General features: G+C 43.7%; 17 protein-coding genes. 7 read left to right on the forward strand and 10 right to left on the reverse strand.

Going from position 1 to position 21,005, the window contains the following annotated elements:
* Positions 1–98 precede the first annotated feature (98 nt).
* The 3 genes from psrA to fabV all read left to right on the forward strand — a co-directional run bounded on the left by psrA (position 99) and on the right by fabV (position 4,463).
* Entirely contained in the window at positions 99–725 is a 627-nt protein-coding gene (psrA, locus tag BSZ04_RS14135; RefSeq protein ID WP_010448556.1) for a TetR family transcriptional repressor PsrA, read from the forward strand.
* 69 nt (positions 726–794) lie between these two features.
* Complete coding sequence (locus BSZ04_RS14140) at positions 795–3,080, forward strand: acyl-CoA dehydrogenase (protein WP_071234772.1); 2,286 nt, start codon at positions 795–797, stop codon at positions 3,078–3,080.
* Positions 3,081–3,260: 180 nt separating this feature from the next.
* Positions 3,261–4,463, forward strand: coding sequence for an enoyl-ACP reductase FabV (gene fabV, locus BSZ04_RS14145; RefSeq protein WP_010448559.1), 1,203 nt, complete (start codon positions 3,261–3,263; stop codon positions 4,461–4,463).
* Between the two features lie 109 nt (positions 4,464–4,572).
* Here fabV and BSZ04_RS14150 read toward each other — a convergent pair whose 3' ends face one another.
* The gene (locus BSZ04_RS14150) at positions 4,573–6,255 is read right to left on the reverse strand and encodes an aspartate:alanine antiporter (protein ID WP_010448561.1); all 1,683 of its coding nucleotides are present in this window, start codon (positions 6,253–6,255) and stop codon (positions 4,573–4,575) included.
* A 214-nt stretch (positions 6,256–6,469) separates the two neighbouring features.
* The gene (locus BSZ04_RS14155) at positions 6,470–6,736 is read right to left on the reverse strand and encodes a GrxA family glutaredoxin (RefSeq protein WP_010448562.1); all 267 of its coding nucleotides are present in this window, start codon (positions 6,734–6,736) and stop codon (positions 6,470–6,472) included.
* A gap of 361 nt (positions 6,737–7,097) precedes the next feature.
* Here BSZ04_RS14155 and BSZ04_RS14160 point away from each other — a divergent pair, with 361 nt between their 5' ends.
* Positions 7,098–8,336: an iron-containing alcohol dehydrogenase gene (locus BSZ04_RS14160; protein ID WP_088880619.1), complete on the forward strand. Its 1,239-nt coding sequence runs from the start codon at positions 7,098–7,100 to the stop codon at positions 8,334–8,336.
* A gap of 58 nt (positions 8,337–8,394) precedes the next feature.
* Here the strand turns inward: BSZ04_RS14160 and BSZ04_RS14165 are convergent, their stop codons facing one another.
* From BSZ04_RS14165 to BSZ04_RS14185, 5 genes are all read right to left on the reverse strand, one after another.
* Positions 8,395–9,249 (reverse strand): MurR/RpiR family transcriptional regulator, encoded by an 855-nt coding sequence (locus tag BSZ04_RS14165; protein WP_005444542.1) that lies wholly within the window; start codon positions 9,247–9,249, stop codon positions 8,395–8,397.
* 310 nt (positions 9,250–9,559) lie between these two features.
* Positions 9,560–11,206, reverse strand: a complete 1,647-nt coding sequence (gene panP / locus BSZ04_RS14170; RefSeq protein ID WP_045388461.1) for a pyridoxal-dependent aspartate 1-decarboxylase PanP — start codon at positions 11,204–11,206, stop codon at positions 9,560–9,562.
* A gap of 119 nt (positions 11,207–11,325) precedes the next feature.
* Complete coding sequence (locus tag BSZ04_RS14175) at positions 11,326–11,838, reverse strand: hypothetical protein (RefSeq protein WP_038884533.1); 513 nt, start codon at positions 11,836–11,838, stop codon at positions 11,326–11,328.
* Positions 11,839–11,993: 155 nt separating this feature from the next.
* A complete protein-coding gene (locus tag BSZ04_RS14180; protein WP_088880620.1) occupies positions 11,994–12,899 on the reverse strand; it encodes a LysO family transporter in 906 nt (301 codons plus the stop codon).
* A 64-nt stretch (positions 12,900–12,963) separates the two neighbouring features.
* Positions 12,964–13,884, reverse strand: coding sequence for an HDOD domain-containing protein (locus tag BSZ04_RS14185; protein ID WP_088880621.1), 921 nt, complete (start codon positions 13,882–13,884; stop codon positions 12,964–12,966).
* A 369-nt stretch (positions 13,885–14,253) separates the two neighbouring features.
* Here BSZ04_RS14185 and BSZ04_RS14190 point away from each other — a divergent pair, with 369 nt between their 5' ends.
* A complete protein-coding gene (locus BSZ04_RS14190; RefSeq protein WP_088880622.1) occupies positions 14,254–14,835 on the forward strand; it encodes a TfoX/Sxy family DNA transformation protein in 582 nt (193 codons plus the stop codon).
* A gap of 154 nt (positions 14,836–14,989) precedes the next feature.
* On the opposite strand, the gene BSZ04_RS14195 is transcribed toward BSZ04_RS14190, so the two are convergent.
* From BSZ04_RS14195 to BSZ04_RS14205, 3 genes are all read right to left on the reverse strand, one after another.
* Positions 14,990–15,538, reverse strand: coding sequence for a hypothetical protein (locus BSZ04_RS14195; RefSeq protein ID WP_088880623.1), 549 nt, complete (start codon positions 15,536–15,538; stop codon positions 14,990–14,992).
* A gap of 207 nt (positions 15,539–15,745) precedes the next feature.
* Positions 15,746–16,243, reverse strand: a complete 498-nt coding sequence (locus tag BSZ04_RS14200) for a response regulator (protein ID WP_010448586.1) — start codon at positions 16,241–16,243, stop codon at positions 15,746–15,748.
* Complete coding sequence (locus BSZ04_RS14205) at positions 16,236–18,179, reverse strand: ATP-binding protein (RefSeq protein ID WP_088880624.1); 1,944 nt, start codon at positions 18,177–18,179, stop codon at positions 16,236–16,238. Before BSZ04_RS14205 ends, BSZ04_RS14200 begins: the two co-directional genes overlap by 8 nt.
* Positions 18,180–18,365: 186 nt before the next feature.
* On the opposite strand from BSZ04_RS14205, the gene BSZ04_RS14210 reads away from it, so the two are divergent.
* Both BSZ04_RS14210 and serC read left to right on the forward strand, forming a co-directional pair.
* A complete protein-coding gene (locus BSZ04_RS14210) occupies positions 18,366–19,628 on the forward strand; it encodes a DUF945 family protein (protein WP_010448589.1) in 1,263 nt (420 codons plus the stop codon).
* A 131-nt stretch (positions 19,629–19,759) separates the two neighbouring features.
* Positions 19,760–20,854 (forward strand): 3-phosphoserine/phosphohydroxythreonine transaminase, encoded by a 1,095-nt coding sequence (serC, locus tag BSZ04_RS14215; protein ID WP_162531061.1) that lies wholly within the window; start codon positions 19,760–19,762, stop codon positions 20,852–20,854.
* The last annotated feature ends 151 nt before the right edge of the window (positions 20,855–21,005 follow it).

The following is a 21,005-nucleotide window of genomic DNA, read 5'->3' on the forward strand; positions in this document are numbered from 1 at the left end:
TCTGGTCAGACCAATGGCTGAAAATGTGATGTTAATCATTTGTTAATTCAAGGTTTCGGGAGTATATTTCAAACAGTTGTTTAATACGAGTGATTGAAATGGCACCGAGAAGTACAACAAAAGAAAAGATACTTGATGTAGCAGAAGGACTATTCGCAGAATATGGCTTCAATGACACATCATTAAGAACCATTACTGGTAAAGCAAATGTCAATCTTGCTTCGGTTAACTACCACTTTGGCGATAAAAAAACATTGGTACGAGCGGTATTAGATCGATACCTAGAGGCTTTAATGCCAAGTATCCAAAGCTCGCTGATCGAGTTAAATACGCGCGATGAGTACAACATGGATGAAGTATTTGAATCGTTGCGTTTGCCTTTGAGGGCGTTGAATAGTGTAAGACCAAATGGAACGGCGTTATTTATGCTTCTAATTGGCCGAGGTTATACCGACGTGCAAGGGCACTTGCGTTGGTTTATCAGTACTCGATATGAGGAAGTTCTGAACCTGTTCATGTTCTCTATCTCGAAAGCCAACCCTGAACTGACTGAAGAACAGCTGTTCTGGCGATTGCACTTCACATTAGGCACTTGTGTTTTCACTATGGCATCAAGCCAAGCGTTAACCGAGATTGCAGAAAGTAAGTTTGACAAAGAGGTCGACGCGAAGTCTGTCGTGGACCTGTTAATCCCATACTTGTCGGCAGGTATGTCCGCTAAGTAAACCATATTAAACCAATAAAAAAGATAAGCTAAAGCCGCAAGCGGTGACGTGAACAAAAGGATCTGAACTATGAGCTCTCTACGAAGAAAATGGATTAGTGACCCAGCATTCAAAATGTTTAAAAAAGTACTGCCTCCATTGTCCAGTACTGAAAAAGAAGCAATGGAAGCAGGTAGCGTGTGGTGGGATGCTGAGCTGTTCTCAGGCAAGCCGAACTTTACAACACTACATCATTACCCGAAGCCTGCACTGACGTCTGAAGAGCAAGCTTTCATGGACAATGAGCTAGAGACTTTACTAGCAATGCTGGATGATCAAAAGATCGTAAAAGACGATAGAGATCTTCCACCAGAAGTATGGGAGTTCTTACGTAAGGAGCGCTTCTTCTCGCTGATCATTTCAAAAGAATACGGTGGTCGTGAGTTTTCTGCTCTGGCTAACTCAACCATCGTTTCTCGCATTGCAACGCGTAGTATCAGTGCTGCGGTTTCAGTGATGGTTCCAAACTCTCTTGGTCCGGGTGAGCTGCTTTCTCACTATGGTACTCAAGAGCAAAAAGATTATTGGCTGCCGCGTCTTGCAGACGGTACGGATATTCCATGTTTTGCCCTTACTGGCCCTGAAGCGGGCTCGGACGCTGGTGGTATCCCAGACCAAGGTGTTGTGTGTTATGGCATGCATGAAGGTGAAGAGGTGCTTGGTATCCGACTTAGCTGGGATAAACGTTACATCACACTGGCACCGGTCGCGACTGTACTAGGGTTAGCATTTAAGCTTCAAGATCCAGATGGTTTGCTTGGCGATAAGAAAGATGTGGGTATTACTTGTGCGTTGATTCCTGCTGATCACGAAGGTGTGGAGATTGGAGAACGCCACGACCCACTAGGTTCTGCGTTCATGAACGGTCCAACACGCGGTAACGATGTATTTATACCTATGGATTGGTTGATTGGTGGCTCCGAGTATGCAGGTAAAGGCTGGCGTATGTTGGTAGAATGTCTATCAGCTGGACGAGGTATTTCCCTTCCTGCATTAGGCACCGCGATTGGTCACCTCACAACACGCACAACCGGCGCTTATGCTTATGTTCGTAAGCAGTTTGGTATGTCGATTGGTAAGTTTGAAGGTGTAGCAGAGGCAATGGGGCGTATCGGTGGTTTAACTTACCTACTAGAAGCGACTCGAACGCTAACCACAACTTCTCTGGATATGAAGGAAAAGCCAGGCATTGTGACTGCGATTGCGAAATATCACATGACTGAAATGGCACGTACCATCCTGAACGATTCTTTCGATATCCATGCTGGTCGCGCTATTCAAGACGGCCCAATGAACTACCTAGCGAAACACTACCTAGGTATTCCAGTCGCGATTACGGTTGAAGGTGCAAACATTCTGACTCGTAACCTAATGATCTTTGGTCAGGGTGCGACACGTTGTCATCCATACGTTCTGAAAGAGATGGAAGCGGCGGCAAATCCTGATCCGAAAGAGGGGGCGAAAGAGTTTGATGACCTGTTGTTCAAGCACATCAAACACGCAATGGGTAATACCTTTGGTGCATTAGGTGCAGCACTGACAGGCTCTCGCTTTGTGAAAGCGCATATGAGTGGTCCAACTCAGCAATACTACAAAGACATCACACGCTTAAGTCGCGCGCTGGCAGTGAGCGCAGACTTCGCAATGTTAACCCTAGGCGGTGACTTGAAGCGTAAAGAGATGATCTCAGCTCGCCTAGGCGATGGCTTAAGCTACTTGTACATGGCATCAGCGGCGCTTAAGAAGTACGAAGACGAAGGGCGTCAGCAAGGTGATTTGAACTTTGTTCACTACGCAGTGCAGCACTGTTTGTACAACGCATCGAAGTCACTAAATGAGGCATATTCTAACTTCCCTGTGAAATATGTTGGTGGTGTGCTTAAAGGCTTGCTGTTCCCATTGGGTAACCACTTCAAAGCGCCAAGTGATGAACTTTGTGTTGGTCTTGCTGAAGCTATGATGACACCAGGAGCTCAACGTGATCGATTGACTCACCTGTGCTACATCGGTAAAGAGGAAGACGACAGCGTTGGTCTAATGGAGCAAGCATTTTTAGCAATGTACGATGTAAAGCCGTTGGAGCGTAAGCTAATGAAAGCAGCGAAAGATGGTAAAGTAGCGCGTAAAGGTTTACTACATGACCGCTTGCAACAGGCATTTGAAGCTGAGGTGCTGACAGAGCAAGAAATCGACCAAATCATGGCGGCAGACAAGTTGCGTTACAAAGCAATTCAAGTTGACCACTTTAGTCACGATTTCTCAGAAGTTCGCACTAATGTCACCTCGAAAAAGTCGCGCTTAAACTCAGCAGCATGAAGCGTTTGAGTATAAAATGAGAAAAGCACCTCAATGAGGTGCTTTTTTTTGTGTTTGAGCCTCTAGGTTTTTCTGTTGAGTGCTCCAACCACTTGCATTTTCGCAGCATTTTTACAGAAATTAGGTGCGAAGTAGGGCTGAACCTTTTATCCTAGCAACGTTTTTTAAAGGAAGTTGAATATGATCATCAAACCTAGAATTCGTGGATTTATCTGTACTACTACGCACCCAGTGGGTTGTGAAGCTAACGTAAAAGAACAAATTGCTTACACCAAAGCGCAAGGCCCAATTAAAAACGCGCCAAAACGCGTTCTTGTTGTGGGTGCATCAAGTGGCTATGGCCTATCTTCTCGTATCGCTGCGGCATTTGGTGGCGGTGCTTCGACTATTGGTGTTTTCTTCGAGAAAGAAGGCTCAGAGAAGAAGCCAGGTACAGCAGGTTTTTACAACTCTGTTGCATTTGAAAAGCTAGCTCGTGAAGAGGGTCTATACGCGAAAAGCCTAAACGGTGACGCTTTCTCAAATGAAGCAAAACAGAAAACAATCGATCTGATCAAAGAAGACCTTGGTCAGGTAGACATGGTAGTTTACTCACTGGCTTCTCCAGTACGTAAAATGCCAGAAACGGGTGAACTTATCCGTTCAGCGCTTAAGCCTATCGGTGAGACTTACACGTCGACTGCTGTTGATACCAACAAAGACGTGATTATCGAAGCAAGTGTAGAGCCAGCAACAGAGCAAGAAATCCAAGACACCGTAACCGTAATGGGCGGCGAAGACTGGGAACTTTGGATTAACGCACTATCAGAAGCTGGCGTTCTAGCGGATGGTTGTAAAACAGTTGCATACAGCTACATCGGTACTGAGCTAACTTGGCCTATCTACTGGGACGGCGCGCTGGGTAAAGCGAAAATGGACCTAGACCGTGCAGCAGCAGCACTGAACGAGAAACTGTCTGCAACTGGTGGTAGCGCAAACGTAGCGGTACTTAAGTCTGTTGTGACTCAAGCAAGTTCTGCAATTCCTGTAATGCCTCTATACATCGCAATGGTATTCAAGAAAATGCGTGAAGAAGGCGTACATGAAGGTTGTATGGAGCAGATCTTCCGTATGTTCAGCCAACGTCTTTACAAAGAAGACGGCAGCGCTGCAGAAGTAGATGAAGTGAACCGTCTACGTCTGGATGACTGGGAACTGCGTGAAGACATCCAACAGCACTGTCGTGACCTATGGCCACAAATCACCTCAGAAAACCTTAAAGAGCTAACTGACTACGTTGAGTACAAAGAAGAGTTCTTGAAGCTATTCGGCTTCGGTGTTGACGGTGTGGATTACGAAGCAGACGTGAACCCAGCAGTAGAAACAGATTTTACGCAAATCTAATCGTTTCTTATTGAATTGAAAAAGGCGCTCAATGAGCGCCTTTTTTATGTCCTAAATATTGGTGATGAATAGAGAGCACTTCTTAGTCAGTAATGCTCATTCAAAGGTGTTAACTTAGAATAATCAGGATCGTACCAGCGAGGGTCATCAATATATTAGCGATAGCGTATGTACCAGCATAGCCCAATGCCGGGATAGTTGATTTAGCGTACTCATTTACCACGTCCATAGCAGGAGCACATGTACGAGCTCCAATGATGGCACCAAAGAGTAGAGCTCGGTTCATCTTAAGTACGTATGCACCTACTAGGTATGCTAGAACAACAGGCACCACACTAACGATAAATGCAAGACCAATTACTTGTGGACCAACTTGTGTTAAATGTTCAAACATTTTACCACCAGCGCTTAAGCCGATACCCACCATAAAGAACATCAGACCTAGATCTTTGACCATGTTTAATGCCCCTTGAGGAACATAACCAAAAGTAGGGTGGTTGGCTCGAAGAAATCCTAGGGTAATGCCCGATAGTAACAAGCCTACCGCGTTACCAAGGCTAAAAGATACCTGTCCAAATGTCATGGTTACCAAGCCAAACATAATGCCCAAGATAAAGAAGCTACAGAAAGCCAATAAGTCTGCCATTTGGCTGTGGATAGAGATGAAACCAATTTTTTCTGCTAGGCCATGAACACGGCTCTTCTCACCACTGACTTGTAGTACGTCACCTTTAGCAAGAACAATGTCCAAATCCATCGGCATTTCAATCTGAGCACGTACAACGCGGTTTAGGAAACAGCCATACTCTGATAGGTTGAGATCAGAGAGGCGCTTGCCAGAAATAGCATCACTTTTTACGACGATTTCTTCTTCTACAATTCTAAGGTCAAGTAGGTTACGGTCGAACACCTCTTTACCGTTACGGAAGCTTGGATCAAGACGAGCGTGGCTATCAGGGAAGCCTACCAATGCAATCTCATCTCCTTCTTGAAGAATGGCATCACCATCAGGATGGGCAAGAATGCCATTACGACGAATACGCTCAATGTAGCAACCTGTCTGGCGGTAGATACCGAGTTCACGTAGGTTCTTTCCATCAGTCCAGTCAATCAGTTCTGGACCAACGCGGTAGGCGCGAATAATAGGCAGGTAGACCTTACGTTGACTCGAGTTGCCAAGTCCACGCTCTTGCGCGATTTGTTGTGCTGAATCTGAAAGGTTCTGCTTTTGCAGCTTTGGCAGCAGTTTGGCGAACATAATCATGCTGATCAAACCCACCAGATAAGCCATCGCGTAACCGACAGATAGATTTTCTAATACTAGAGAAAAATCCATATTACGTGGAATCGTGGCAAGACCAGAGTTCAATGCATCTTGAGCGCCCACCAACACGGGCGTAGCAGTAAGAGCCCCTGCCATCATACCGGCAGATAAACCGAAATCGAGTCCCAAGTAATGGCTGCAAAAGTAAGTCAAACTTACTGCCGAAACTAATACTGTCATGCTCAAGATGAAGTAATGTTTTCCGTCGCGGAAAAATATACCAAAGAAGTTTGGACCGGCTTCAATTCCTACACAGTAGATAAACAGCATAAAGCCAATTGTCAAAGCTTCTGCATTGAATGAGAATCCTAAGTGGCCCATTATCAAAGATGTAATAAGAACGCCAATTGAATTCCCTAACTGTAGGTTTCCAAAGCGAATTTTTCCAATTGCAAGGCCAATAGCCAATACAACAAAGATTAGAAGAATAGGGTTTTGATCGAGAAGGTGTACGACGTCTATGTTCACAGCGTGGCTCGGTAAAATGTGTGCCAATGAGAAAGATTAAGAATGGCGAATTGTAACTAAATATAGCAAAAAGATAAGTGAAATTTTTTAGCTTTTTCTATTAGTTGCACTAGGGCTGTAATTGTCATTGTGACATATACCCAAGCAAATAGAGGTTGCTTGGGTATAAAGAAAAAGCCGCAATAAGCGGCTTTTAAAAATTCAGTAATTAAGATTACTCGTCGAATAGACCTAGGTGCTCTTTTGCGTAAGCTTCAAAGTCATCACAGCCACCGATGTGCTCTTGGTCGATGAAGATTTGAGGAACAGTTTCTACTGGTTTGCCAACTGTTTTCTCTAGGTCAGCTTTAGAAATACCTTCAGCGTGGATGTCTACGTAACGGTAGTTGAAGTCATCACGTTTTGCTTTCAGCGTTTCTGCGTGCTCTTTTGCACGAACACAGAATGGACAAGCTGGGCGACCAAAGATAACTACGAACATAATCTCATTTCTCCTAAAATCTATTCTAATTGAAAGTGCAGCTAGACCTCATGTCGGCATACGCTTTCGTTTGTTGGGATAACTATGCCCGATCCAGATACGGAAATAAAGCAGCAATTACCTCTTGTCTCGATAGGTGAAATCTATCGTGTAAAAACTGAACACGAGTTTGGCTTAAAGCCAAGAAAGGTGGGGTTATTTCCTTATTCAACCATAGAATTCAACGCTGTTAAGCGTGTGAAGTGACGCATAAAAACATACTTTTAGAAGGGTTATTAATGGCACAAGGTGCACTTGGTCAATTTATTTTGGTGCAAAGCATAGCACTCTAGTGTGAGTTGTTGTTTTGGGGAGGAAGTGTATGTTTCAGTTTATGACTGCGACACGGATTATCTTCGGCGAGGGGGCGCTCCAATCTTCGCTGTCTGTAATCAATCAATTTGGCTACAGCGTTTTACTGGTGACTGGTAAAGATACGCAGCGTGCCACACCTATTGTTAACTATCTAAAAGCGCAAAATATGCGCTATCAGCATGTCGCCATCAATGGTGAGCCCAACATTACTATGGTTGAAGAAACCGCAGTACTTGGACGCAAGTTCCAGCCTGATATGGTTATCGCGATTGGTGGGGGAAGTGTCATTGATATGGGTAAAGCGCTCGCGGCGATTATTCCTAACCAAGGTGACGTCTACGACTATGTCGAAGTAGTAGGTAGAAATGTTCCTTTAAAAACCAAACCGATTCACTTTATTGCCATTCCAACCACGGCCAGTACCGGCTCGGAAGTGACCAGAAATGCAGTGCTTAAATCGGGGCAAGACCAAGTGAAAGTCAGCTTGAGAAGCCCAGAAATGCTTGCCGACGTTGCGATAGTCGATCCAACCTTAACTTATGGCACTGATCAATATACCTCGGGTCGCGGCGCAATGGATGCGTTTACTCACCTGATGGAAGCTTATGTATGTGGTGACCCGAATCCGCTCACTGACATGGTTTGTGAGGAAGGGTTACGTCGGCTAAGCCGCTCGGTAATAGCAGGGTGTAAACAAGACTGTCACAAAGCTCGTGCAGATCTTTCTTTTGCGGCACTTTTAGGTGGGATGGCCATCACTAACGCTAAGCTTGGTGCGGCACATGGTTTAGCTTCAGCATTGGGAGGCAAGCTCGATGCGCCCCATAGTGTTATTACTGCCCGTTTGGCTCCTCATGTCATGCATGAGAATATAAATGCGGCGAGGAAAGCAGGACGTAGTGATGTGATTAGCCGTTACAAGCGATTGGCACAGCTCGTTACAGACAGAACCAATGCCAATGAGCACGATGGCGTACTTTGGGTGAGAATGGTGCTGGATAAACTTGAGCTACCTCAGTTAGGAAAATTTGGTGTGTGTCAGACGTCGTTTGAGCAAGTCGCCGATGATGCACTGAAATCGGTCGCTATCAAAGGCAACCCATTACCACTTACACAAGATCGATTAGTGTACATTCTTCGCCAAGTGTGTGATTGCAGCGATGCGTGCATAGGGGAGAGTTCGCATCATGTGAGTTCCGTGGAGGTGCTGGAATCTCGCACTGATCTATCGGATGTGAATCAATAGAATTACGCTTGGGTTAGAAACGCAAAGGGGAGCTATTCGGCTCCCCTTTGTTAATTCGTTAGTACTGACTTAGCTTGTCGTAACGGCTGTCTTTCAGTGCGTCTTTTACGCGTTTAAGGTTTTCACGGAAGCCAGTGCCTCGGCGCAGCGTGAAACCGGTTGCTAGAACATCGATGACCGTCATTTGTACTACGCGACTTGCCATTGGCATGTACACGTCTGTGTCTTCAGGTACATCTAGCGTGATAGCCAGTGAACTTGCTTTCTCTAGCGGCGAGTCTTTCGCTGTGATGGCAATCACCGTCGCACCGTTTTCACGAGCAAGATTTGCAATCTCAACTTGGCTCTTAGTACGACCGGTGTGAGAAATCAAAACGATAACGTCATTGTCACTGCAGTTAATGCAGCTCATACGTTGCATTACGATGTCTTCGAAACAAGTAATTGGAATGTTGAAGCGAATAAACTTGTTTTGAGCGTCACGCGCCACAGAAGAGGAAGCACCTAGACCGAAGAATGAAATGCGCTTCGCTTGGGTCAGAAGATCAACTGCGCGGTTAACTTGCATCGCATCAAGGCTGTTTTTCGCGACATCTAAACACGCCATTGTTGATTCGAAAATCTTATGGGTGTAGGCATCTGGGCCGTCGTCTTCTTCAACATTACGGTTTACGTAAGGCGTACCATTAGCAAGGCTTTGTGCAAGGTGAAGCTTAAAATCTGGGAAACCTTTGGTATCCAGACGACGACAGAAACGGTTTACAGTGGGCTCACTTACGTCAGCCATTTTAGCTAACGTTGCAATGCTTGAATGAATCGCAGTTTGTGGTGACGCCATGATTACTTCTGCAACCTTGCGTTCCGACTTACTGAAATTCTCCAGGTTTTTTTGAATTTTTTCTAATGTATTCATAGTGTTCACGAGGGTAAGAGAACAACTCGCTGGCTCTGTTAACGGCAAGAAATACGTCAGTTTCAATCTGTACTGAGGCGTTAACGAAAACTACCAGCGCCATAAAATTAGTATAAACCCGATCCTCAATCTGGCTAAAACAAATACGGTTACTATTTAGTGAGAATTTGACAAGCCTCAAACAAAATTTTGTAAAAACTACAGAATTGAATGTAGAAGGGGTGGTATTCGCCTCAAGTGGCACAATAATGATGTTTGAGTTACATCAAAAAGAAAGAAAATTTCAATTCAATGTAACTCAATCGGAGCCTTATTGATTCAGAATCTTATCGACTAATTCTTGAATCTTTCCAGTAAGGGTTGGGGCTTGTGTCGCGATCTCTCGCTGCTCATCAAGCACCGATGAAAGGATATCCCTGCTTGTAAGAGGGTTAGCAAGAACGACACGAAATACGATGGTATTCATTCGCTGCCATTTTTCTGGGTTCAACCGAGTCCGAGACACGAAAGACTTACCAGTTTCACGCTGGCGCTTCTGAATAAATTGAGTTAGCTGGTTGATAAGCTCATTGAGCTTTTCACGCTGGATGCCATCTGCTTGTGCAAGAGCATCCCGATAACTTTCTGGCAAGTAACGGTAAGTAAGCAGGCAAAGTTCTGGTTCGGAAACAAGCTCAAAGTCTGCCTGTTCTTTGATCAAATCAGCAAAGTAACGCGCTTTCTCAATGCTCTGGTCAATGAGTAACTCATAGCCTGGGCGGCTGATGATATGCATTGCCGCATAGACCAACATCGCCATGCCAGAACGGGAGCCTTCCAGAGTATGACTACCAAGATCCTTTGAACCTTTACGTAGAATATATTGAGCGTGGTGTTCAATAGATTTCATCGCATCAGGGTCTTTAAATAGAACCATACCAGCGCCCATAGGGATATAAAGTTGCTTGTGCGCGTCAATGGTCACAGAATCGGCTAATTCAACGCCAGCAAGTAGCTTGCGGTAGTGGTTTGACATTAATGTCGCGCCGCCCCATGCGGCATCGACATGGAAATGACAATCATGTTGTTTACATACCTGTGCAATTTCTTCAAGAGGGTCAATCGTGCCAGTTTCAGTCGTTCCAGCCACACCGACAACTGCAATTGGTTTAATTTTCTGGGCTTCAAGCTCAGCAATTTTTGCTCTTAAGTCGGACGGAACGATACGATTAGCGCCATCTGTTTTGATTGCAACTAGGCCTTCTTGGCCCAACCCGAGCACATCAGCTGCTTTTTTTAGAGAGTAGTGGCCGCGCTCTGAAACTAAGATTGCTAAACCTTCATAGCCATAATGTTTCATGGCTTTGAAGAGGCCTTCTTTTTCTACGCCTTTGAAAGTGCCGTCTGCTTTTAGCGCTTTATTTCGCGCAACCCAAAGAGCGGTAATATTGGCGATAGTACCACCAGAGCAAAACGCACCAAGAGAGTGTTTCGCGCTGTGCATCCACTTTGCGTAAAACTTATCGTCCTGACCGTATATAAGTCGATGGAGCATACCGAGAACTTGACGTTCAAGTGGAGTGAATGCTTTTGATGTTTCAATTTTCACCAAGTTTTGGTTTAGAGCAATCATGATCTTTGACAGCGGCATTAAAAAATACGGCAGGGCAGAAGTCATGTGTCCAATAAAGCTTGGTGCAGAGGTGTGTACTGAGTGCGAGACGAGCGTATCTAACAAGTGCTCGGTATGATCAGAGACGAACTCTGGCTGCTCAGGAATCTGAGCAGAAGAAAAGTCTTTTTCAATTTCACGCAAAGGCTTTTCTTCTGCCACGATATGCTCGCGTAGAAACTGGTTTAGATTTTGAGACAAGCTCTCTTCGATTTTAGTTAACGTTGAGTCTGGCCCTTCAGGAATAGTGAAGATCTTTAACAAGCTCTCAAAGCTAACATCTGCGGTTTTTTGTTCCTTAACCATGGCAAGAATTATTTGTAATTATATTAGTAAGACGAGCGCAACAATCTAAACCAAAACGGGAGCAAAGTCCCGTTTTAATTGTTGAAAACCAATTTGCTGAAATGAAAAACAGGGAGTGTTTAATCACACTTTTGCTTTTCGATTTTACTAATGGACTGATTGTATTTGTTCAGTGCAGCATCAATTTGCTTTGGATGGCTTAGGAGATCAGCAAATGCTGAGCGAAGATCATAATTCTTCTCATGATTTGCAGACTGTCGGTCAGAAAACGTTTTTTGTGCTGCCTTACCTAGGTCATCATTTCGAGTCGCAAGCTGTTTGACATCATGCTGATCGAGCTTTAGCCAAGCTTCGACTGGCTGACCTGTTGCTACTCTGCTTGGGTCATTTTCTAAAAAATAATGTACGGCTTGTCGGTTTAGTTCGAAGTGATGCTTACGTCCCTCTAAAAACCAATTACTAACCTCATCTAGGTCGGGATATTGAGTCACTGTTAGGTCCACTAAGTCCTGATACCATTGTAGTGAAGCATCGATATAGGAATCGTATTTTTGAGCGAGACATTGCTGATCTGCAGCGAAAGTGTAGCCTGAGCAAGAAGCAAGCAAGGCTGCTACTACAAAGCGTTTCATTCTATTTCCTTTTGGGCTGTTGCATTAAGCAACTTTTAATTGGCATACCTGCCATGAATTCACATTCTTATCTCAGTGAGATACATAGCGGCAAGTATTAGCGTTTTATAATATTTTGCCGCATTGTAATAGATGTTAAAGAAAAAACCTGAGATCTAGCTAGCAAGTGACACAAAGAACAGCATCATGACAGGGACTAATAAGCTGAGAATAAAGCCACTAACAATTGCGATAGGCACACAGCGGACGCCACCTGTCGTTTGAATGACTGGTAGAGTAAAGTCCATAGCGGTTGCACCCGCATATCCGATAGAAGTACATGGATAACTTCTTATAAGAAGAGGTATTGCGACAAGAGCGACGAGTTCTCGCATAAGTTCAATTAGAAAAGATGCGCCACCAAATACAGGGCCAAAAGCATCGCCCATAAGAATCCCTGCCAACGAATACCAACCAAAGCCTGATGACATCGCAAGGGCTTGGTAGAGAGGAATATCTAATAGGAACCCAGCGATAACTCCACCTAACATACATGTCATTATTACCAAAGAAGCAATGGCCATGCCTTGCTTATTAAGCAAAATTTGACGCAAAGTAAGTCCGCTATTACGTAATTGAATACCAATGAAAAATAGTAGAAGGAAAAGAATCCATTCACTAGCGGTATCCACCCACTCAAGTCCAATAGGTAATATAAGGCCTGCTAGCAACCCTCCACCTACAACCAATACCAACTTAACGGACTCCATTGCCATCGATGATAAAGGTAATGCTTTGTGTTGAGCGTCTGTTCTAAGCGGTAGCAGCTTGTCAATCAGAGGAAGAGCAAGAAGGTTACAAGTGCTCAAACAGACAAAAAACGTACCAGCATAGAGCAATATAGACTGCAAGTTGGTGCTGAGGTTATCAAGCGCCGCAAGGCTAAGGCCCATTAGCGCGAGAATGACGTAGATTAGATTTGACGTAGCGGCATTAATTCTAGCGAGCAACGAAGCTTGCGAAATTGGAATCAGATAGCCAACGACAAGAGGGGCAAATATAAACAACATCCCTGAGAACATAAAACCCTCAATTTCCTAGTAATTATGAAGTAGTAAATTGAGCGTATTGTAGTGTGATATGTCTCTAAAGACCACTTGCGTGAAGCACTTCCTTAATCATATTTTGGAAATCGTCATCGCTGGTATTACTTAATTCAAACAGTACCTCTGCTCCAGTCAAATTAAACTCTACTTCATGTTCATCTATACGTTCGTCTTGGTTTCGGAACATTAGAAGGTGATTCGCGATACGGGCAACATCAAGATAGCTGACTTCAGGACGGTGTGGGGTCAGCTTTTCATTGGAAGAAACTTCACTGAAATCGTTATCAAAGCCCCACTTCTCCAGAACTAGTTTGCTGGTGGCAGAACAGCGTGTTTGGAAGATCTGTAGCGCAATATCGCTATCGAGGTAATTGCCTCGGTCCAAGTAAAGGTGGTACTCATTAACTAAACAGAATAAACCAATGTCAGCTAGCAAACCGACAAGTAACGCTTTTTCTTGTTCCAAATAAGCATAGCAATCTGGCTCATGCTTTTTGAAATGCTGCACGACCAGAACCATAGTCGCGCCAAGCTCTCGTGATACAGCCGCGCTTTTTCTTAAGATCGAATTACATTCGTTGGTAAGGTTAACTGAGTGTTTGAGTTGTTCGATGGCTTGCGCGGTGACGATATCACGGACTCGAAGGATCCCTAGTCGAGATACTGCTGTTGTCAGATCATTGCAGGTGATATTGCGTCGGTTGAAAATCACGGAGTTGGCCACTCTTAGAACAACAGCGGCTAATCCAGGATCTTCAATTAAGCAGTTAGCAATATCGGAGATCGCGGTATTTTCTTCGGTACAAAGCTGTTGAATCTTCAGTACCACATCCGGAATAGGGGGAAGTGATATTTTGCCTGTTGAAATCGACTGTTTTACTAAGTGTGAAAAATCGCTTTCAAGGGATTTTATTAGTTTTTCTTTATTTTGTGGTAGCCAGTAAAATGATAAATGTTCCATAAAATGCTGTGCTGGAGAGCTTTCGTACAGTGTACCCTCGACTAAAGTCTATTATCAATTGATTGCGTAATTGGGTGGCGTATTTGGATGCTAAATCACCAACTTGACGGATGTTTGTTGTATTAAGTGTCAAAAAAACATCGTCACAAAAGATGTAGTGTGAAACCAATCACGTATCATGTATTTATACTTTTCTATCTGTGACACAGATCCTAACTTATTTTTCAACGTTAAGTATGATTAGGAAAGTTGGTGAGCACAAATCACAAAATATCGCCAACAAACTGACAATTTTTCGCTATAAGCTGCTGTTTTATCTGGTGACATCGCTAATCGGGGTAATTTATTCAGATTAAGAGGTCAAAGGAAATGACAGACCAAGCTTTTTTTACTTATATAAAAAAATTTAAATCGTTCCAAAAGCGCTCCATGTTCGGTGGTATAGGGCTTTTTAGTGACGATGCCATGTTTGCATTAGTGAGCAATGACTGCTGCTACCTTCGCGGCGGAAAAGAACTAGACCAAATATTTGTCGAATTGGAATGTGAGAAATACAAACACGTTAAAAAGCAAACAACGGCCACAGTAAATTACTACGACGTTACAGAACTGTTTGAATCCCGAGCACCTGAGCTAGATAAGCTCGTTGTTAAGTCAATAGCATATTCTGTTCAAGAGCGAGAGTTTCAAAAATCCTCTGCTAGTAAAAGGTTGCGTGATTTACCGAATATGCAACTTACGCTTGAGCGCATGGTTAAGAAAGCAGGCATTGATGATGTTGAAACATTCTTAGCTTTGGGGCCAGTAGAAGTTTTCAATAAAGTTCGAGCGGCTTACGGCAGTGATGTTGATCTGAAATTGCTTTGGAAATTTGCCGGAGCGGTAGATGGCGTTCATTGGAAGCTTATCCAAGAGCCAAGAAAGAAACAGCTATTGTCTCTTTGTCAATAGATTGATTTTATTGATTTTAAGTGGAGTTAGCGAGTCAATAAAAGGATGAGAGCTGCGTCTTGATAAGGATGTTTAAGTACGTAGTCACTCCACTGCAATAGATCAAAAAAGCCGAGGTAGGATTCACCTCGGCTTTGTTATTTATGATAGAAGCTTAGAACTTAAAGCGAGTAGTGAACATAAACTGGTCACCATAGAAATCATTGATTCTTGCTTCTGCACCTAGAGAGAATAGCTCTGTTGAGTGGAAGCGAGCATAAGCAGAGCCCATCCAATCATCGTCGTTATCGATAGAAACGTAGCCGACTTTACCACCAACCTCTAGCTGAGGGCCTAACCACTGACGAACGCCTAGGTTTAGCTCCATACCAACATCCGCACTGCTTGAAGATGAAGGTTGAACAACTCGCATCAGCATCGCGCCAGTTAAGTCTGCCCAGTTGTTTACTGGAGAGTGGAAGCCGAAGCCCGCTGCTGAATCAAAATCACCGTCAAACTCGGAGTCGATGCGAGCAATAACATGTGCATTTGGGTGGATCGACTTGCTGAAACCTGCACCAAAAGTAACAGGGCTAGCGCCGATACGCGCTTCGAAATAGTCGTAACTAAAGTTGCTCATGGTAGCTGAGCTATCACGATCTTCATAAGCCATTACTTGACTTGATGCTAGCAGAAGTGCTGCTGCTAAAAGTGTTTTACGCATAATCAACGATAAACCTTGTTAGTTGTCATTCCGTTGGTCCAATAAATAATTGAACCTTATCTAGATTGTTCGACATCATAATCAAAACATGGCGCTACGACCAATAAAATTGTGTCGAACATTTGTCATTTTAACGATACTCAAGCAAATAAAGTGCCAGCGGAATAGTGTAACCTCTATCCGAATGTGAGTTTGTTCAAAGTTAATTTACTCTCCGAAACTGGTTCTTCGTTCAGACATGGCATTTAGTATTGCTTCAGAGTCCAATATCGAAACCCAAGAGAGCAAATTATCATCGTGCTGAATCATAAAAGTGGTTAGCTGTTGAACTAATGCAGAACGGAGTTCGTCTCCCCGCCAAGGCTTTGCTACGTAATAGTCAAGGCTTGCATTATTTACTGCTTCAACGGTGTCTTCTAACCCAGCTTGACCAGTGAGCAGTACCTTGCGAGCAACGCGAGTGTCATCTGCTTGATTTAGTTCAATCAAGAAGCTAATACCAGTTTGTTCTGGCATGATATGATCACATAGAATAAGCGCAAGCTTGATACCTTCCCCCTTCATTTCTGCGATCACTTCTTTCGCTTCTGTAACCGATTCTGCTCCTTCAATCACAAAGTTATCTTCAAACACAGCAAGATCTTGAAGTACGCTATCCAAGACCTCTCTTTCATCATCAACACATAAAATTAGATACTTAGACATGTTCTTCTCCTTTTGAATTAATCGGTAACCACACAGTCATCGTGGTGTACTCTCCGAGCTTAGAATCTACTTCTATCCATCCGTGATGAGCAGACACAATTTGCTGGCATATAGACAGGCCAATCCCAAGTCCAAAGTTACCTTCTTTCTTGGTCGTAAAATTGAGCTCAAATATCGCTTGTTGTTGAGACTTAGGTATTCCTGCGCCATTGTCTTGGAAAGACACGACGATATATCGCTTGTTCGCTTTCTCTTTTATTTCTGAGGTAATATTGAGCTCGCCTTTTTCTGGGAAGGCATCGATCGCGTTGGAAATGAGGTTGGTCCAAACTTGTTGCAACGCAATAGGCTGACAAAGAATTTTCGGAACTGGGGTGTAGTCCTTAGTCAAAGTATGCATTTTGAGCTTGTTCTCAAAGATCACCAATGTGTCTTCAATGCCCTCATGAATGTCAACAGAATGCATCACTTCATCATCTGCTCGTGCATATCCTTTTAGGCTTTTAACCATATCTGCTATGCGTGCAGCACAAACGTTTATTGAGCGCAAAGCAGAACCTGTCTGATGATAACTTTCAAATAAGTTGAGCGTGTCGATGGCTTGGCTGGGTGCAGAAGCCAAAGATTCCAACATAGAGCTGTCAGCATCAAGATTTAAGTTCACCATTTTTTTTGCAATATTTCTATCGACGACATGTGGTTTCAGCTGATTCACTCGCGCCCGAAGCTCAGCAGTAGAAGAGGGTTTAGAGGCTTGAGCATCATGCAATATTGCAACCCCTTTGGCTCTTTCTGGTGGAGTTGGTGATTGAGTTAATAGCTTTTCCAGTGTCATCGTGAGATTTTCTACACCCCTTAAAATGGCGGCTATGGGGTTATTAAGCTCGTGAGCGACACCGGCGACAAGTTGCCCCAGCATCGCCATTTTTTCTCTCTCTATGAGTTGCTGGTGTGCTGACTCGAGTGACTCGAGTGTTTTTTGCAGTTCTAATTTTGTGTTGATACTACGTTGAAGTCGACGATTAAAATGCCTCAACAATAGATTTGTAAACAGAGGAAGCAAGTTGGAGTCTGTTTGCATTACTTGTCGAAACTCTTTTCTATCCAGTTTAATAACTTTGGTTGTGGTTAGCGTCAACGCAGTAGAAAAAGAGTTCTCACCCGTCACGAAAGACATGCCACCGACAATGTTACCTTTGCTATGACGGACAACTTCTCTTTGCATTCCTAGCTCATCACGCTTGTAGAGCGCGACCTCTCCACTAGTGATAAACCATAAAAACGTATTCGGCTCCCCCTCTACTGTCAGTAAGTGTTCCGGAGAGTAGGTGCGACAAGCATTTGAGTCCTCTTTCTCAGCGAAAAAGTTTTGTAGAGCGCCAATAACTTGTTCTGCAAGTTCAAAATCAGATAGCGCATGATAATCGTTTAAGAAACCTGCTTGATAACTTTTCATTTGGGTTTCTATGTGCGCGCGGAGCAACTTTTGTTGATCCAGTATTTGGCTGTAACTGAGAAGGTTGTCTCGATCGTGCTTCAATACAAATTGAGTCAGTTCTTTCTGTGCGGTGTTAAAAAGTACTTGGTCTGGCAAAGGTTTGGTCAGACAGTGGTCGAGGCGGCCTTCGTTAACCGCAGTAAGAATAGCGTCGATATCAGAGGAGCAACTGATGAGTATTTTCCTCGCTTTCTCAGTATGTGCTGCACGAGAAAGCCCAATCAAAAACTCAACACCATTTAAGTTTGCGTGGTGACTGGTTATAACCAGAGCGACGCTCTGTTGCCTTTCTTCTAGATACTCTAGAGCACTCTGTGCTTCTTCGATGGACTCTACAGAATGAATATCAAACCTACTCGCCAAAGGAGAGAGCTCTAAGCGAAACTGCTCTGCACTGACAGGGTTGTTATCTAGACAAAGTACGGCGTATCGATTCACAGGGCTAAAGGCTCCAGCTAAGACTTGGCTGTAACACCATATCAAGAAATAATGAATACGGTTGGGAGCTAAGTATGGTTATAGAGCTATCACTGGTACTAAGCCTCAATAGTCTGATTTATCTCAATGTTTCCACTGGCTAGTCTTTGCGTTAGACTGAGTTAAAACACATCAAGTAAAGACACTATGCAAAACTTAAAAAAATTCGGTGCCATTGGTGGCGCTATTTCTTTGGCATTATGTTGGCCATTAGCCGTTGGACAAATCGGCCAATCGATTATTGAAGATGGCATCGCGAACATGAATGATGACATGGTGAAGGGCGAAATCGTGGAATACGATCGTGGTTACCTTTCTTCCGTTGTGCTGACTCGCTATACGGTGGTTGACCCTGAAGTTAAAAGCCAGCTTGAGCGTGATGGCCTACCAACAGCTTTTGATGTTACAAGTGATTTGTCTCATGGCTTAACTAGCCTAACCGCAGACTCAAAGTTAGTTGATGCCGATTTTTTACCGCTAACCATGCACAGTACGACTCAGCTGAATGGGAATACAGATTTCACTCTCAATCTAGCCAGCTGGAGTTATCAAAATGAAGCTCAGGGGATGCACCTTTCTTCTAGCCCGGCGCATATAACCGGTAATGTAACAGTGCTGGGTGATCTGAATTATCAGGTATCAGTTCCTTCTGTTCAGATTGATTTTGAAAATGGTGAAGAAATTCATTTAACAGAGCTATCTGGAGAAGGAAAAGGTAAGCAAGCAAAAGGCTACTGGTTAGGTGAGCAGTCTTTTGCATTAGAGAAGTTAGACGTTGTTGATTCTACGCTTACACCGATGTTTCTCATTGAAAATGCGAACTACAGTGGGAAGACATCACTAAATGAGACTGGCGATAAGCTGAGCACCAATCTTGTTGTGGGTGCACAGAAAATGCGTCTTACTGATGGTACCGACGTGGATAGCTTTAAGCTTGATTTCGCCATTGGTGATGTTGATAGCCAATCATTCGATCAGATCATGTCAATGTATCAGAGTTCACCAATGCTGGATGAGCAAGAAATCCAAAAGCTATTGCCGCATGTAGATACACTATTTAGCAAAGGTTTTAACCTTTCAGTCAATGAGCTATCTCTAGCGTTTGGTGCTGGTAAGTTCCGTAACCAGTGGAAATTATCTATTCCTCAAGGGACAGACAACGTTACGCAAGACCCAATGAAGTTGGTGACAGCGACTACTGGTTCCCTAAACACCTATTTCTCTGATGAACTGGTCAACTTATACCCATTCATTCAAGAAGGTGTTGATGAGTTGATGGTGATGGAGCTTTTAGAGAAGACAGAAAGTGGCTATGAACTAAAAGCAGAAATCTCTGATGGGAAACTGAAGTTCGAAAATGGACAAGAATTTCCTTTAATCGCGCTGCTTATGCCTGCATTGATGCAATAGAGAAGTTTACAAAGTAAGTTTTTAGCTTTTTCAGTTTAAAAAGAGGTCGTAAGACCTCTTTTCTTGTTTTTATCCCTGCAAAAACGTGATATTAATTTCGTAATCTTTACTTAGCAGGAGCAATGAGCATCATGGAACAAAATACGGACAACGTATTTAACTTCAGTGCAGGGCCAGCAGGTCTGCCAAAAGCAGTCATGCAGCAAGCACAAAAGGAGCTAATCAACTGGCAAGGTCTTGGTACTTCAGTGATGGAAATCAGTCACCGAAGTAAAGAGTTCATTAAGGTTGCAGAAGAAGCAGAGCAAGACCTTCGTGATCTTCTGAACATTCCAGACAACTACAAAGTACTGTTTTGCCAAGGTGGTGCTCGTGCTCAATTTGCCGCTGTTCCACTAAACCTACTGGGTAACTCGGAAACTGCGACTTACATTGATGGTGGTTACTGGGCAGAAAGCGCAGTGGCAGAAGCGAAAAAGTACTGTGAACCTGACGTGTTCAACGCGAAAACCACGATTGACGGTAAAGCGGCGGTTCTACCTGCAACAGAATGGAAAATCTCACCAGACGCAGCCTATGTCCACTTTTGTCCGAACGAAACCATCGATGGTGTTGAAATCAATGATTTGCCGGTGACAGATAAGCCAATCGTTGCAGATATGTCTTCGACGATTCTTTCTCGCGAAATCGATATCTCTCAATACGGCGTTATTTATGCTGGGGCGCAAAAAAACATCGGTCCTTCAGGCATCGCAATTGCAATTGTTCGTGATGATCTTCTTGGTTTGGCGAAAGATGTATTGCCAAGCATTCTTGACTACAAAGTGTTGGCAGAAAAAGAATCGATGTTTAATACGCCGCCAACATTTGCTTGGTACTTATCTGGGCTTGTGTTCAAGTGGCTAAAAGCACAGGGCGGTGTAAAAGCGATAGAGCAAGTTAACCGAGAAAAAGCTGCGCTGTTGTACGATTACATCGACCAGTCAGACTTCTATCGTAATGGTGTGTACTCTGCGAACCGCTCTTTGATGAACGTACCATTCCAACTAGCGAAACCAGAACTTGATGGCACATTTTTAGAACTGGCTGATGCGAAGGGGTTGAAAGCGCTTAAGGGGCATCGTGCGGTTGGTGGTATGCGAGCTTCAATATATAACGCAATGCCACTAGAAGGTGTCCAAGCCCTTGTTGACTTTATGCGCGAGTTTGAACAAAAGTACGCTTAACTAAGAGCTGTGATATAATTTTTGAAAGCGTCGCAATTGCGGCGCTTTTTGCTTTTCAGAGATTAGCACCCTCATGGAAGCACTCGCACATTTTTGTGGCGGAACTTTGAACAACCATAATAGGTTCGCTATTTTTGTGGCACCATTTACT

Source organism: Vibrio rotiferianus, assembly GCF_002214395.1.
In the GTDB taxonomy this organism is placed as follows: domain Bacteria; phylum Pseudomonadota; class Gammaproteobacteria; order Enterobacterales; family Vibrionaceae; genus Vibrio; species Vibrio rotiferianus.

Excerpts from the sequence above, each read along its gene's own strand:
- BSZ04_RS14195 (WP_088880623.1), bottom strand. The coding sequence starts at position 15,538 with ATGCGTAAAACACTTTTAGCAGCAGCACTTCTGCTAGCATCAAGTCAA.
- fabV (WP_010448559.1), top strand. The coding sequence starts at position 3,261 with ATGATCATCAAACCTAGAATTCGTGGATTTATCTGTACTACTACGCAC.
- BSZ04_RS14175 (WP_038884533.1), bottom strand. The coding sequence starts at position 11,838 with ATGAAACGCTTTGTAGTAGCAGCCTTGCTTGCTTCTTGCTCAGGCTAC.
- psrA (WP_010448556.1), top strand. The coding sequence starts at position 99 with ATGGCACCGAGAAGTACAACAAAAGAAAAGATACTTGATGTAGCAGAA.
- BSZ04_RS14160 (WP_088880619.1), top strand. The coding sequence starts at position 7,098 with ATGTTTCAGTTTATGACTGCGACACGGATTATCTTCGGCGAGGGGGCG.
- BSZ04_RS14140 (WP_071234772.1), top strand. The coding sequence starts at position 795 with ATGAGCTCTCTACGAAGAAAATGGATTAGTGACCCAGCATTCAAAATG.
- panP (WP_045388461.1), bottom strand. The coding sequence starts at position 11,206 with ATGGTTAAGGAACAAAAAACCGCAGATGTTAGCTTTGAGAGCTTGTTA.
- serC (WP_162531061.1), top strand. The coding sequence starts at position 19,760 with ATGGAACAAAATACGGACAACGTATTTAACTTCAGTGCAGGGCCAGCA.
- BSZ04_RS14165 (WP_005444542.1), bottom strand. The coding sequence starts at position 9,249 with ATGAATACATTAGAAAAAATTCAAAAAAACCTGGAGAATTTCAGTAAG.
- BSZ04_RS14210 (WP_010448589.1), top strand. The coding sequence starts at position 18,366 with ATGCAAAACTTAAAAAAATTCGGTGCCATTGGTGGCGCTATTTCTTTG.
- BSZ04_RS14185 (WP_088880621.1), bottom strand. The coding sequence starts at position 13,884 with ATGGAACATTTATCATTTTACTGGCTACCACAAAATAAAGAAAAACTA.
- BSZ04_RS14155 (WP_010448562.1), bottom strand. The coding sequence starts at position 6,736 with ATGTTCGTAGTTATCTTTGGTCGCCCAGCTTGTCCATTCTGTGTTCGT.
- BSZ04_RS14180 (WP_088880620.1), bottom strand. The coding sequence starts at position 12,899 with ATGTTCTCAGGGATGTTGTTTATATTTGCCCCTCTTGTCGTTGGCTAT.
- BSZ04_RS14190 (WP_088880622.1), top strand. The coding sequence starts at position 14,254 with ATGACAGACCAAGCTTTTTTTACTTATATAAAAAAATTTAAATCGTTC.
- BSZ04_RS14200 (WP_010448586.1), bottom strand. The coding sequence starts at position 16,243 with ATGTCTAAGTATCTAATTTTATGTGTTGATGATGAAAGAGAGGTCTTG.